This is a genomic window from Cellulomonas sp. P4_H12 (assembly GCF_056400905.1).
In genome coordinates this window covers 71,180-83,862 of the sequence record NZ_JBFUKJ010000016.1, presented here as the reverse complement: position 1 = coordinate 83,862, position 12,683 = coordinate 71,180, and the positions used below count along the sequence as shown (strand labels likewise).

At 72.2% G+C, this 12,683-nt stretch carries 14 protein-coding genes and 4 tRNA genes; 9 read left to right on the top strand and 9 right to left on the bottom strand.

Translation table 11 applies throughout. The features are described 5' to 3' along the window. Positions 1–72 precede the first annotated feature (72 nt). The 7 genes from AC1DQC_RS10890 to AC1DQC_RS10860 form a co-directional block, all read right to left on the bottom strand. Positions 73–729: a hypothetical protein gene (locus tag AC1DQC_RS10890; protein WP_477051254.1), complete on the bottom strand. Its 657-nt coding sequence runs from the start codon at positions 727–729 to the stop codon at positions 73–75. Continuing rightward, positions 726–1,925: a glycosyltransferase family 4 protein gene (locus tag AC1DQC_RS10885; RefSeq protein WP_477051269.1), complete on the bottom strand. Its 1,200-nt coding sequence runs from the start codon at positions 1,923–1,925 to the stop codon at positions 726–728. The genes AC1DQC_RS10890 and AC1DQC_RS10885 overlap by 4 nt, the downstream gene beginning before the upstream one ends. Before the next feature lie 23 nt (positions 1,926–1,948). Further along, positions 1,949–2,902, bottom strand: coding sequence for a phosphatidylinositol mannoside acyltransferase (locus tag AC1DQC_RS10880; RefSeq protein WP_477051253.1), 954 nt, complete (start codon positions 2,900–2,902; stop codon positions 1,949–1,951). Beyond that, positions 2,899–3,510, bottom strand: coding sequence for a phosphatidylinositol phosphate synthase (pgsA, locus tag AC1DQC_RS10875; RefSeq protein ID WP_477051252.1), 612 nt, complete (start codon positions 3,508–3,510; stop codon positions 2,899–2,901). The genes AC1DQC_RS10880 and pgsA overlap by 4 nt, the downstream gene beginning before the upstream one ends. A gap of 7 nt (positions 3,511–3,517) precedes the next feature. Next, entirely contained in the window at positions 3,518–4,069 is a 552-nt protein-coding gene (locus tag AC1DQC_RS10870; protein ID WP_477051251.1) for an HIT family protein, read from the bottom strand. Positions 4,070–4,072: 3 nt separating this feature from the next. After that, positions 4,073–6,085, bottom strand: a complete 2,013-nt coding sequence (thrS, locus tag AC1DQC_RS10865) for a threonine--tRNA ligase (protein WP_477051250.1) — start codon at positions 6,083–6,085, stop codon at positions 4,073–4,075. A 132-nt stretch (positions 6,086–6,217) separates the two neighbouring features. Continuing rightward, positions 6,218–6,290 (bottom strand) — tRNA-Val (locus tag AC1DQC_RS10860). A gap of 289 nt (positions 6,291–6,579) precedes the next feature. Between AC1DQC_RS10860 and AC1DQC_RS10855 the strand changes: the two genes are divergently transcribed. Next, positions 6,580–7,008 (top strand): SsgA family sporulation/cell division regulator, encoded by a 429-nt coding sequence (locus AC1DQC_RS10855; protein WP_456844993.1) that lies wholly within the window; start codon positions 6,580–6,582, stop codon positions 7,006–7,008. A 61-nt stretch (positions 7,009–7,069) separates the two neighbouring features. Here the strand turns inward: AC1DQC_RS10855 and AC1DQC_RS10850 are convergent, their stop codons facing one another. Both AC1DQC_RS10850 and AC1DQC_RS10845 read right to left on the bottom strand, forming a co-directional pair. Then, positions 7,070–7,933, bottom strand: a complete 864-nt coding sequence (locus AC1DQC_RS10850; RefSeq protein ID WP_477051249.1) for an aminotransferase class IV — start codon at positions 7,931–7,933, stop codon at positions 7,070–7,072. Between the two features lie 4 nt (positions 7,934–7,937). Then, the gene (locus tag AC1DQC_RS10845; protein ID WP_477051248.1) at positions 7,938–9,014 is read right to left on the bottom strand and encodes a chorismate-binding protein; all 1,077 of its coding nucleotides are present in this window, start codon (positions 9,012–9,014) and stop codon (positions 7,938–7,940) included. A gap of 146 nt (positions 9,015–9,160) precedes the next feature. On the opposite strand from AC1DQC_RS10845, the gene AC1DQC_RS10840 reads away from it, so the two are divergent. The 8 genes from AC1DQC_RS10840 to AC1DQC_RS10805 all read left to right on the top strand — a co-directional run bounded on the left by AC1DQC_RS10840 (position 9,161) and on the right by AC1DQC_RS10805 (position 12,681). Then, a tRNA-Gly gene (locus tag AC1DQC_RS10840) sits at positions 9,161–9,232 on the top strand. A 53-nt stretch (positions 9,233–9,285) separates the two neighbouring features. Further along, a tRNA-Cys gene (locus AC1DQC_RS10835) sits at positions 9,286–9,356 on the top strand. A 34-nt stretch (positions 9,357–9,390) separates the two neighbouring features. Beyond that, positions 9,391–9,465, top strand: a tRNA-Val gene (locus AC1DQC_RS10830). 204 nt (positions 9,466–9,669) lie between these two features. After that, a complete protein-coding gene (locus AC1DQC_RS10825) occupies positions 9,670–9,930 on the top strand; it encodes a hypothetical protein (RefSeq protein WP_477051247.1) in 261 nt (86 codons plus the stop codon). A 71-nt stretch (positions 9,931–10,001) separates the two neighbouring features. After that, positions 10,002–10,739 carry an alpha/beta fold hydrolase gene (locus AC1DQC_RS10820; protein WP_477051246.1) on the top strand — a complete coding sequence of 246 codons (738 nt, stop codon included), beginning with the start codon at positions 10,002–10,004 and terminating at the stop codon, positions 10,737–10,739. Further along, positions 10,736–11,095, top strand: a complete 360-nt coding sequence (locus AC1DQC_RS10815; protein ID WP_477051245.1) for a cupin domain-containing protein — start codon at positions 10,736–10,738, stop codon at positions 11,093–11,095. The genes AC1DQC_RS10820 and AC1DQC_RS10815 overlap by 4 nt, the downstream gene beginning before the upstream one ends. A 3-nt stretch (positions 11,096–11,098) precedes the next feature. Then, positions 11,099–12,019, top strand: a complete 921-nt coding sequence (locus AC1DQC_RS10810; protein WP_477051244.1) for an alpha/beta fold hydrolase — start codon at positions 11,099–11,101, stop codon at positions 12,017–12,019. Beyond that, the gene (locus AC1DQC_RS10805; protein ID WP_477051243.1) at positions 12,016–12,681 is read left to right on the top strand and encodes a pyridoxamine 5'-phosphate oxidase family protein; all 666 of its coding nucleotides are present in this window, start codon (positions 12,016–12,018) and stop codon (positions 12,679–12,681) included. Before AC1DQC_RS10810 ends, AC1DQC_RS10805 begins: the two co-directional genes overlap by 4 nt. Positions 12,682–12,683: the final 2 nt, after the last annotated feature.

Genomic DNA, 12,683 nt, shown 5'->3' with positions numbered 1-12,683 from the left:
GGCTGCCACGTGGGGACACGGCGGCCTGATCGGCCAATCGTAGTCCGTCGAGGACGGACTCCTCCGCGCGTCTCAGCGCGATGGCGGGGTCCCGACGGCGCCGGTCTGGGTGCCCGGTCGGCCGAGGTTCTCCGGCCAGGCGTCGTCCAGCTCGAGGCTCGTCGGCTCGGGCGCGTGCCCGGCGAGCCGGAGGAGCCGGACCAGCGGACCTCGTCGGGCGCGCCGGGTCTGGACCACGGCCTCGTTGGCGAACCGGCGGGCCAGCTGCACCCGGTACCAGGACGACGCGAGCAGGTCGACCAGCTCGGCGCCGGCGRGGTCGGCGCGGAGCGCGGCGACCTCGTCCGGGTCGTCGAGCGCCTCGCGGAGGGTGGCCGACAGCTCGCTCTCGATCCCGCCGCGGTCCACGGCGAGCAGCTCGGCTCCCCCGGGCGGCGCGTCGTCGGGACCGAGCAGCTCGAGCAGGTCGGGCGGGAGCTCGTTCGTGCTGGTCGACAGCGCAGCCCAGGCCGCCTCGCCGACGAGCACCGAGCTGACCGGGTCGAGCAGCCCGGACGTGGCGAGCTCCGCCGCGACGGTGGCGCGACGGACCAGCTGGGCGTCGAGCACCGCACGGGACGTGTTGACCTTGCGGTGCAGCCGGTCGAGGCGCGACGCCGTGACCCACAGCCACCACAGGACGAGGGCGACGACGATCGTCACGTAGACCGTGATCTCCGACCACCTCATCGGGACTCACCCCGCCCACGACGCATCTCGATCAGGCGCGCACCGCGCACGGACGACGGGTCCTCCCGGACGGGGGTGTGCCGCCCCGCGACGACCATCTCGTAGACCGCGAGCACCTGGTCGGTGACGGTCGCCCAGTCGTACTGGCGCACGACGTCGAGCGCGTGGGCCGAGACGCGGGCGCGCAGCTCGGGGTCACGCAGCACCCGCACGAGCGTCTGCGCCAGGTCGGCGCTGTCGCCGGTGCGGAAGAGGACGCCGGCCTCCCCGTCGTCGAGCACGCGAGAGAACGCCCCGAGGTCGCTGGCGACCACCGTGGCGCCGGCGCTCATCGCCTCCACGAGCACGATCCCGAAGCTCTCGCCCCCGGTCTGCGGGCCGCAGTAGACGTCGACCGACGCCAGGAGAGCCGCCTTCTCGTCGTCGGAGATCCCGCCGACGAACTCGACGGCCGCCGCGGCGTGCTCGCCCACCAGCTCGCGGACCTCGTCCGGACCGGTCTCGCCCCGACCGGCCACCAGGAACCGCGCACCCGGGATCTCGGCCAGCACGCGCGGCACGGCCTCGAGCAGCACCGGCAGACCCTTGCGCGCCTCGTCCAGCCGTCCGAGGAACGCGATCGTGGGCCGCTCGGGCGTCCCAGTCCAGCGGGGGTCCGGCTGCGCCGCGGCGAACGCGTCGACGTACACGCCGTTCGGGATGACGACGGCGTCGCCGCCCATGTGCTCGACGAGGGTGCGGCGCGCGTCCTCCGACACCGCGATCCGGGCCGAGATCTTCTCCAGCGACTGCCGCACCAACGGGTACGCCATCTGCAGCGGGCGCGACCGGATGAGCGCCGTGTGGAACGTCGCCACGATCGGTCCGTCGGCGATCCACAGCGCGAGCATGCCGAGGCTCGGCGTGACCGGCTCGTGCAGGTGCAGGACGTCGAACTCCCCCGCGCCCAGCCACTTGCGCACCCGCGCCGCGGTCACCGGGCCGAACGTCATGCGCGCGACCGCGCCGTTGTACCGGACCGGGATCGCCCGGCCGGCCGAGGTCATGTACGGCGGGATCGGCGTCTCGTCGTCGGCCGGCACGAGGACCGAGACCGAGTGGCCGCGCGCGATGAGGGCCTCGGCGAGGTCCCGCACGTGGAACTGGACGCCGCCGGGGACGTCGTAGGAGTACGGGCACACGATGCCGATCCGCAGCGGCCGCGCCGGGGGCTGCGGCCTCATCCGGCGGCCGCGATCGTCGCCGCGTAGCGCGCGGGGTCGAGGTCCTCGACGAACACCTTCTGCAGCATGTGCCAGTCCTGCGGCCGCTGCCGGACCCCGGCCGCGAACTGGTCGACCCAGGCCTGCGTCATCGCGCGCACCTGGTCGGCCCGAGGCACGCCCGGCGGGATCTCGATCGCCTTGTTGAACTGGATGACGATGCCCCACGGTGAGCGCGCCGCACGTCGGCGGGCACCACGGAGGCGTTCGTAGTAGATGACGGTGGTGACCAACGGGGCGCCCGTCGAGATCGAGAGGGCGGCCGGTCCCGCGGCGACCCGGGCGCGGTGGCCGAGGAAGTCGACCTCGATCCCCTTGGCGGTGAGGTCACGGTCGGCCAGCAGGGGCAGCAGGCCGGCGCCGGCGCGGGCCGCCCTGACGAGACCGCGGAACACGTCGCCGTCGCCGGTGAGCGCGAAGATCGTGATCCCGATGCTCTCCCGGAACGCGACGAACTCCTGGAACAGCTCCTCGGGCTCGAGCCGCTCCGCCACGGTGGTGACGGGCGCGACCGCGCGCGCCGCCCAGGCGCCGGCGAGGTCCCAGTTGCCGGTGTGCCCGAGCGCCAGGACGACCGCCTGGTCGCGGTCGGTGTGGACCCGCAGGTTCTCCGTGCCGACGGCGCGCACCCGCGCGTCGACGCGGTCCTGGGGCAGCGTGGCCAGCGCGAACGCCTCGCCGAAGTACCGCATGTAGGAGCGCATGCCGGCGCGGCTGAGCCGCCGCAACGCGCGGTCGTCGAGCTCGGGCCGCACCCGCTGCAGGTTCCGTTCCAGCTGGCGCACCCCGCCGCCGTGGCGCAGCCAGGCGAGGTCGGCCGCGGCGTCGCACGCCGTGCGCAGCACGGAGCCGGGCAGGCGCCCGGCCACCTTCCACGCGGTCGCATAGGCGCGCGCGACATCCAGCTTCACTCGGTCACCTGCGTGGCCTGCCGGTGCACCTTGCTCATCCGCTGCACGATCGTGACGGCCGACGCCAGGGCGAGCAGCCCGAGGACGACCGTGAGCACGACCGTGGGCGCGCCGACGCCGACCGCGAACGTGGCGACGAGCACCAGCGCGAGCCGGTCGGCGCGCTCGGCGATGCCGCCCGACGCCGTCATGCCGAGGCCCTCGGCGCGCGCGCGGGCGTAGGGCACGATCGAGCCGAGCACCAGGCAGGCGAGTGCGAGCACCGCGGAGAGCCGGTCGTCGCCGCCGGCGGTGAACCAGAGGACGAGCCCCGCGAAGATCGCGCCGTCGCCGAACCGGTCCATCGTCGAGTCGAGGAACGCCCCCCACGGCCCGGAGCGGCCGGCCTGACGCGCCATCACCCCGTCGAGCGAGTCCGTGAGCACGAAGACCGTGATGATCAGCGTGCCCGCCAGGAAGTGACCGGTCGGGAAGGCCCAGAGCGCCGTGAGGACCACGACGAGCGTGCCGCCGACGGTCACGGCGTCCGGTGAGACGCCGGCACGCAGGAGCGCCCGGGCGACGGGCGTGAAGACGCGGGTCATGGCACCGCGCAGTCCGTTCAGCACGTGCCGATCATCCCTTCGCCGGGGTCGGCCACGCGGCTGCGAGGCGCGCCCGCGTGTCCCCGAGCAGCTCGGGCAGCGCGCGGCTGCGCGCCACGATCGGCAGGAAGTTCGAGTCCCCGCCCCACCGCGGCACCACGTGCTGGTGCAGGTGGGCCGCGATGCCCGCGCCGGCCACCTCGCCCTGGTTCATGCCGAGGTTGAACCCCTGCGGCGCGGACACCTCCCGGACCACCCGCATCGCGGTCCGCGTGAGCTCGGCCACCTCGGCCACCTCGGGGTCGGTGAGGTCCGTGTAGTCGGCGACGTGCCGGTACGGGCATACGAGCAGGTGCCCCGAGTTGTACGGGTAGAGGTTGAGCACCACGTAGGCGACCTCGCCCCGCGCGACGATCAGGCCGTCTTCGTCGGACAGCGTCGGGATGCGGCAGAACGGGCACCCGTCCCCGGCCTCACGGTCGGCCGGCTTGTCCTGCCCGCCGAGGTAGGCCATGCGGTGCGGCGTCCAGAGTCGCTCGAACCCGTCCGGCACGCCGGCGAAGTGATCGGCTGGTTCGCTCACCGCTCAGACCTGCACGCGGTCGCGCACCGCCGACGCGATCCGTTCGATCGCCTCCGCCACGGGCACGCCGTTGTCCTGGCGCCCGTCGCGGTAGCGGAACGAGACGGCCCCGGCCTCGGCGTCCTCACCGCCCGCGATGAGCACGAACGGGATCTTCTGCGTGCTCGCGTTGCGGATCTTCTTGCCGAACCGGTCGTCGGAGCGGTCCACCTCGGCCCGGATCCCCTGGGCCCGCAGCTGCCGCACGACGTCGTCGAGGTAGGGCTCGAACGGCTCGGCCACCGGCACCGCCAGCACCTGCACGGGCGCGAGCCACGCGGGGAACGCGCCGCCGTAGTGCTCGGTCAGCACGGCGAAGAACCGCTCGACCGAGCCGAACAGCGCGCGGTGGATCATCACGGGCCGCTGCCGGCTGCCGTCGGACGCGGTGTACTCGAGCTCGAACCGCTCGGGAAGGTTGAAGTCGAGCTGGATCGTCGACATCTGCCAGGTGCGTCCGAGCGCGTCCTTGACCTGCACGGAGATCTTCGGACCGTAGAACGCCGCGCCGCCCGGGTCGGGAACAAGGTCCAGCCCCGACGCCTCGGCGACCTGGCGCAGCGTCTCGGTGGCCTCGTCCCAGACCTCGTCGGAACCCACGAACTTGTCGGGGTTCTTGGTCGAGAGCTCCAGGTAGTAGTCGTCGAGCCCGTAGTCCTTGAGCAGGTCGAGGACGAACTTGAGCGTGGTGGTGAGCTCGTCGGCCATCTGCTCGCGGGTGCAGTAGATGTGGGCATCGTCCTGGGTGAAGCCGCGCGCGCGGGTCATGCCGTGCACGACGCCGGACTTCTCGTAGCGGTACACGGTGCCGAACTCGAAGAGCCGCAGGGGCAGCTCCCGGTAGGAGCGTCCGCGCGCCGCGAAGATCAGGTTGTGCATCGGGCAGTTCATCGGCTTGAGGTAGTACTGCTGCCCCGCCTTGCGCACGTGCCCCTCGGCGTCGCGCTCCTCGTCGAGGGTCATCGGCGGGTACATGCCGTCGGCGTACCAGTCGAGGTGCCCCGAGATCTCGTACAGCTTGCTCTTGGTGATGTGCGGGGTGTTGACGAACTCGTACCCGCCCTGCACGTGCCGCAGGCGGCTGTAGTGCTCCATCTCCATGCGGATGACGCCGCCCTTGGGGTGGAACACGGCCAGGCCGGAGCCGATCTCGTCCGGGAACGAGAACAGGTCGAGCTCGGTCCCGAGTCGCCGGTGGTCGCGGCGCTCGGCCTCGGCGATCCGCTCCAGGTAGGCGCGCAGCTCGTCCTTGGTGGGCCACGCGGTGCCGTAGACGCGCTGGAGCTGCGGGTTCTTCTCGGACCCGCGCCAGTACGCCGCCGCCGACCGGGTCAGCTGGAAGCCGTTGCCCAGCAGACGGGTGCTCGGGATGTGCGGGCCGCGGCACAGGTCCTGCCAGACGACCTGCTCGCTCTCGCGGCCGGCCCCGCGCACGTTCTGGTAGATGCTCAGGCCGCCGAGCCCGACCTCGACGGACGCGCCGTCGGCCGCGGTCGGGTCGCCCTTGAGGCCGATGAGCTCGAGTTTGTACGGCTCGTCGCGCAGCTCCTTGCGGGCCTCCTCCTCGGTGACGTCCCACCGGCGGAAGGTCTGGCCCTCCTTGACGATCCGGCCCATCACCTTCTCGATCGCCTTGAGGTCCTCGGGGGTGAACGGGGTCTCGACGTCGAAGTCGTAGTAGAAGCCGTCGGTGATGGGCGGGCCGATGCCCAGCCGGGCGGAGGGGTTGACCTCCTGCACCGCCTGCGCGAGCACGTGCGCCGCCGAGTGGCGCAGGACGGCGAGGCCGTCGGGCTCGTCGAGAGTGACGGCCTCCACGACGGCACCGTCGGCCAGCGGGAGGTGCAGGTCGCGCAGCTCGCCGTCGACGCGGGCGACGACGACGTCTCGCCGGGAGGAGTACAGGTCGGTACCCGTCGTCCCCGGCTCCACCGTGGTCGCGATCCCGTCGACGGTGAGGGTGATGAGCTCGGGCACCGGTACAGCCTCCTTCGTGGCCGCTCGCCCTGGCGGCGAGCCCCTCGATGCTACCGGCGGCCCTACCGCCTGCCGGACCTCATATGGACGACAGGAGGGGCCGGCCCGCTGGGCCGACCCCTCCTGATCGAGTGGGCGATACCGGACTCGAACCGATGACCTCCTCGGTGTGAACGAGGCGCTCTACCAACTGAGCCAATCGCCCGTCTGCCGCGAGAACATCGTGCGCGACACGCCGGGCGTCACGAACGACCGTCACCCGCGGGTGACATCGAGGAGGATGCTACCCGGCTCGGCACGAGAATCCGAAACGGGAGCACTGCAGGTCATCGCGACGGCGTCAAGGGCCACGCCGTCGCCAAGATGGGTGCTGTCACCCCTGCGTCCCCGTTCAGGGGCGCGTCCCTCCGGGTGAACTCGCGCCATCTACCGGTCCAATCGGGCATCTGGCCTGCCATGATGGGACCTCCAGCCCTTGCGAACAGGAGGACCCGATGACGAGCTCGACTTACGACGTCGTCGAGGTCGTCGCCATGCAGCTCATCGGCTCTGACGCCAGCGTCATCCCGGTGAGCGCCGAGTTCTCCTTCCGGACCACCGATCCTTACACGGTGCGCGCGGTCTTCACCGGCCCGCACACCATGTCGACGTGGCTGATCGGCCGCGAGCTCCTCTCCCTGGGGATGCACGCGACGGCCGATGCTCCCGCGGGGACCGGAGACGTGCAGGTGTGGCGTGACGAAGACCCCGACTACACGCTGGTGTCGCTCAGTGGAGTCGAGGGGAGCGCGCTCCTCGCCGCGCCGACCGAGCCGATCGAGCGGTTCCTCGCCGGGACCGAGGCCCTCGTGCCGCTCGGCACCGAGAGCGACCGCATGGAAGGCGAGATCACGGCGCTCATCGCCGCTCTGCTGACCGCCTGACCGTCCTCACCACGACCGGTTCCGCCTGCTGGCGGGGCCGGTCGTCGCATGTCCGGACACGTCAGGGGTCGAGGTCGTCCGCCAGCCGGGCCTGGAACAGACGCTGCGCCTCCAGCGAGATCGGGCCGGCCGCGACGGCGGACCCGTCCAGGCTGACCACCGGCGACACGTTGCGGATCGAGCCGCTCATCATCAGGTGCGTGGTGCCGTCGCCGACCTCGTCGAGCACGTCGTAGCGCAGCTCCCCCGGCGCGCCCTCCCGGACCGGCAGGCCGGCCGCCGCGGCCCACTCGAGCAGGAGCTCACGCGTGATGCCCGCCAGGCAGCCGCTCGACAGCGGGGGCGTCACCAGCTCGCCGCCGCGCTCGACGAAGACGTTCGATGCCGTGCCCTCGCACAGGTCGCCGAGGGTGTTGGCGAGCACCGCCTCGTCGGCGCCCAGGCGGTACGCCTCCGAGACCGCGACGACGTTCTCCGCGTACGACGTGGTCTTGAGGCCGGCCACCGACGACCGCTCGTTGCGGACCCACGGGACGCGCACGACGCGCGAGACCTCCGACGACGCGCCGGGCCCCGCCAGGACCAGCACCGTCTGGCGCTGCTGCTCCGGGGCGAAGCGGTACGAGCCCAGCGGACCCGGTCCGCCCGTGAGGGTGATGCGCAGGCGTCCCACCTCGGGGCCGGCGGCGGCCAGGACGGCCGCGACGCCCTCGCGGACCAGGTCCAGGTCCGGCTCGGCCAGCCCGATGCCCACTGCGGACCGCGTCAGCCGGCGCAGGTGGCGGGTCAGCGCGAAGGCCGTCCCCTCGTACACCGCACAGGTCTCGAAGACGCCGTCACCGACGGTCACGCCGTGGTCGACGCCGGACAGAAGGAGGTCGTCCGGGCCGTAGAGACGACCGTTCGACCAGATCACGACACCCATGGCGTCAGTCTGTCATCCGTCCGGGAGCACCGTCGGACGCGAGGCCGACGAGCCGGCGGGCCTTGAGCTCCGTCTCGGCCCACTCCCCCTCGGGGTCGCTTCCCCACGTGATCCCCGCGCCGGTGCCGAACCGCAGGACGTCGTCTGCCCACCAGAACGTCCGGATGCCGACGGCCAGCTCGGCGCGGACGGAGCCGTCGGCACCGACCTCGATCCACCCGACGGCCCCGCAGTAGGGCCCGCGCGGGACGGTCTCCAGCGCGGCGATGATGTCGAGCGCCGACGACTTCGGGGCGCCCGACACCGAGCCCGGCGGGTAGGTGGCGTCGAGCAGCCGCGCCCACAGGTCTTTCGCCTGGGCCACGTCGTCGTCGAGCACGCCCTGCACCGTGCTCACCAGGTGGACCAGCCCCGGGTGACGTTCCTCACCCAGCAGGGTCGTGACCTCGACGGTGCCCGGGACGCACACCTTCTGCAGGTCGTTGCGGACGAGGTCGGTGATCATGACGTTCTCCGCGCGGTCCTTCTCCGTCAGCCCGTCCGGCGTGGCCGCGGTCCCCTTGATCGGACCCGACGACACGACGCCCCCCTCGACGCGCAGGAAGAGCTCCGGCGAGGCGGTCACCACCCAGACCTCGCCGGGCACCTGCACGCCGCCCGAGAACGGCGCGGGGTTGCCGGCGTCGAGCACCGCGCCGAGCGCCCGCGCGGCGGGTTCGCCACCTGCCGCGGGTAGGGGCGCGCTCAGCACCCGACAGAGATTCGCCTGGTAGACGTCGCCTTCCTCGATGTGGTCGCGCACGCGCCCGACCGCGGTCACGTACTGCGCACGGTCCAGCGACGACACCCACGCGGCCGGGTCCGGGCCGGACCACCTGCCCGGAACGGCGCCCGTCGCGGGTCGCGTCCGGGCGAAGCGCCAGGCGCGCACCGAGCCCTCGAAGTCCCCCACGACCGCCCACCAGCCGGGCTCCGTGAGCCGCTCGGGCTGCGCGCGCACGTCCACGACCTCGACCACGTCGGACGCCTCGACGCCCGCGAACCACGCGACGCCCCGGGTACTGACGGTCGGCTCGGGCACCCGCACACGCTACCGATCCGGGCCCCGACACCCGATGTTCCGCGCGATCACCCGGGTGCCGGGAGCCAGTTGGACTCTCGCCGAGATCGTCAGTTAGAGTTCGGGACGCACACGGAACACCGGTGAAAGCCGGAGTGGCGTGCTGTGCGGACGTGGCTCAGTGGTAGAGCATCACCTTGCCAAGGTGAGGGTCGCGGGTTCGAATCCCGTCGTCCGCTCGGAGGCAGACATCCTGATCGGCATACCGAGCCGCTCTGGACTGCGGTCTCAGGGTGGAGTGGCCGAGAGGCGAGGCAGCGGCCTGCAAAGCCGTATACGTGGGTTCGAATCCCATCTCCACCTCGTAGCACCTCATGCATGACCCGGCTTGATCCCCGGGCGATTGGCGCAGCGGTAGCGCGCTTCCCTGACACGGAAGAGGTCACTGGTTCGATCCCAGTATCGCCCACCAGCGTTTATGCAGATCAGCCCCGGTTCCCACCGGGGCTTTTTTGTTGCGTGCCACCGACGACGGGCCAGACATCCCCACTGGCGTCCGTCGCGCAGTACACCTGCGCGGCCACGAATCCCGGCCCTGCGCATCAGCACCCCCCTCCCCCCGGGCAGAAGACCTGTGAATGGGTGATCAAGCACCCAGGCCCTAGGTGGCGGCCAGATGAAGAAGGCCACCGCCACGACGTTCTCTGCTAGGCAGTCCGCCCCTTTCCTGAGCCCACGAGACGGCGGCTCGGACCTCGGGTCCGAGCCGCCCGTGGCCACGGTCGTCCGAGAAGTCCGCGCAGCCGGTCGGGACCGGTCTTGTGAGGGGCTGACCGAGCGGCGCGAGCAGGAGTTCAATGGAGACCTGCTCGCGTTCATCCTGACCTGCCTTGCCGCGGCACACCCGATCCGGCCGGATCGCCGCCGCGTCCGGTGACGGCTGCGCTCCCCCATGTCGACTGCCACGGAGCCCCGCCGGCGACACCGGACCACCGGAAGGAACTCCCGATGGCAGCAACTCCTGGCTCCACGACGGTCGTCCTTGTCCACGGTGCTTTCGCCGACGCGGGGAGCTGGGTCCCGGTCATCGAACGGCTCCAGGCCGCCGGCGTACCTGTGCGCGCACCCGGTCTGCCGATGCGCGGCCTCATGTCGGACTCGGCGTACATCGCCAGCGTGATCGCGCAGGTCCCGGGGCCGGTCCTCGCGGTCGGGCACTCCTACGGCGGCGCGGTCATCAGCAACGCCGCGACCGAGGCGACGAACGTCGTCGGCCTGGTGCTCGTGTCCGGGTTCGCGCCGGAGGAGAACGAGGCCCTCAGCGAGGTGGAGGGAACCTCACGGGACAGCGCTCTGGGGCCCGCGCTCATCCAGGCACAGTTCCCGACGGGCACCGGCGACGAGACGGCCGTCGAGCTCTACGTCGACCCGGAGAAGTTCGCGGCGGTGTTCGGCGCTGACCTGCCCGAGGCGCAGGCCAACGCCTTCGGTGCGTCGCAGCGGCCCATCGCCGCGTCGGCGTTCGACGAGAAGTCCGGGCCGCCGGCGTGGAAGCACCTTCCCACCTGGTCTGTCGTGGCGACGGGCGACAAGGCTGCCGGCTCGGACGTGCTCCTGTCGATGGCGCACCGGGCGAACGCCGAGCTGCTGACGCTCGAGGGCTCGCACCTGATCATGGTGTCGCAGCCGGAGCCCGTGACCGACGTCATCCTGCGCGCCCTCGAATCGGTCGGGTCATCGCGATGAGCACCCCCGAGCCGGTGGACGAGCTCGCCACCAAGCTCAAGCGCACGGAGCTGCAGCGCCAGGCCTCCTCGATCCCGGGCAGGGAGATCGTGCAGGTCCTCACGGAGATCCCGGTCGGCGTCGAGTCCGGCTGGCACACGCACCCGGGTGAGGAGGTCGGCTACATCCTCGCCGGGACAGTCGAGATGAGGATCGAGGGCGAGGCCACGCTGACGCTGCACGCGGGCGACCCGTTCCTGATGCCGCCAGGCACACCTCACAACGCGCTGGACGTCGGCCCGGGCCTGGGGATGATGCTCTCCACCTACATCGTCGACCCGACGCAGTCCCTGGCCACGTTCGTCCACGTCTCCTGACCCATGGGGACTCCCGACCCCTCCCAGCTGCGTCGCGTCACCACACCGGCCCTCGAGGTCAGCATCCTCGAGGCCGGTCCGGCCGACGGCGACCCCGTGATCCTGCTGCACGGGTTCCCGTACGACGTCCACAGCTACGACCCCGTCGTCCCGCTGCTGGTCCGGGCGGGCCGACGGGTGATCGTCCCGTACCTGCGGGGACACGGCCCGACGCGTGCGCGCAGCGACGCCGGTCGTTCCGGCCAGCAGGCCGCCCTGGGCGCCGACCTGGTCGAGCTCCAGGACGCGCTCGGGATCGAGCGCGCCACGTACGCGGGGTATGACTGGGGCGGCCGCGCGGCCTGCGTCGCCGCCGCCCTGTGGCCGGAGCGCTGCGCCGGCGTCGTCGCCGTGAACGGGTACCTGATCCAGGACATCGCTGCCTCGACGACCCCGCTCGCGCCGGCCCTCGAAGCCGGGTTCTGGTACTTCTGGTACTTCGCCACCGAGCGCGGCCGCGCCGGCCTGGCGGCCAACCGGACGGAGATCGCTCGGGTGATCTGGCAGCGCAACTCGCCGCTGTGGCAGTTCGAGGAGGCCGACCTGGAGCGGACGGCTCGCTCGTTCGACAACCCGGATTACGTCGAGGTCGTCATCCACTCGTACCGCCACCGGCTCGGCCTCGCGCCCGGCCACCCTGCCTACGCCCCGCTCGAACGGCGCCTGGCCGAGGCGCCCGAAATCACCGCGCCGGCCGTGACGCTGGACGGCGGAGCCGATGGCAACTTCCCGCCGACCGACGGCACGCGGTATGCCACCCACTTCACGGGTCCGCACGCGCACCACGTCGTCCCGCGCGCCGGGCACAACCTTCCGCAGGAGGCGCCGGAAGCGTTCGCGGACGCCGTCCTCGAGGTGGCCGAGCTCTCGACGGAGGCCTCGTGAGCACCCGCTACGGGTGCGTCGCCTTCACCGACGACGTCCGTCAGGCCCAGGTGGACTACGGGAGCGCCGAGTTCTACGCGCGCATCGCCGCGCGGGGGCGCGACGTGTCCGGCTACGACCGGCTCGGCCCGCGAGAGACGGAGTACCTGAGCGCACTCGACGGCTTCTACCTCGCCACCGTCAGCGAGACGCACTGGCCGTACGTGCAGTTCCGAGGCGGGCCGCCGGGCTTCGTGCAGGTGCTCGACCCGCACACGATCGCCTGGGCCGACTATCGAGGCAACCTCCAGCACGTCTCCGACGGCAACCTCCGCGGCAGCGACCGGGTGGCCATGATCGGCGTCGACTACGCCACACGTCGCCGGCTGAAGCTGTTCGGCATGGCGCGCGTGGTCCGCCCGGACGACGACGAGAGCCTCGTCGGCCGGCTGGCCGCCTCGGGCGAGCCGGGCGCGACGGTCGAGGCGGCGTTCGTCGTGACCGTGGTGGCGTTCGACTGGAACTGTCCGCAGCACATCCCCCGACGCTTCACCGCCGCGCAGGTCGACGGGCGCGAGGCGCAGCTGCGCGAACGGATCACGCAGCTGGAGGCCGAGGTCGCCGGGCTCCGGTCCGCCCGCACCTCCGCGGCAGGGCCGGCCGAGCGCGAGACCCCACCGTGAAC

Coding starts and splice junctions, on each gene's coding strand:
- AC1DQC_RS10825 (WP_477051247.1), top strand. CDS start 9,670: ATGAAGAAGGCCACCGCCACGACGTTCTCTGCTAGGCAGTCCGCCCCT.
- AC1DQC_RS10810 (WP_477051244.1), top strand. CDS start 11,099: ATGGGGACTCCCGACCCCTCCCAGCTGCGTCGCGTCACCACACCGGCC.
- AC1DQC_RS10850 (WP_477051249.1), bottom strand. CDS start 7,933: ATGGGTGTCGTGATCTGGTCGAACGGTCGTCTCTACGGCCCGGACGAC.
- AC1DQC_RS10855 (WP_456844993.1), top strand. CDS start 6,580: ATGACGAGCTCGACTTACGACGTCGTCGAGGTCGTCGCCATGCAGCTC.
- AC1DQC_RS10815 (WP_477051245.1), top strand. CDS start 10,736: ATGAGCACCCCCGAGCCGGTGGACGAGCTCGCCACCAAGCTCAAGCGC.
- AC1DQC_RS10820 (WP_477051246.1), top strand. CDS start 10,002: ATGGCAGCAACTCCTGGCTCCACGACGGTCGTCCTTGTCCACGGTGCT.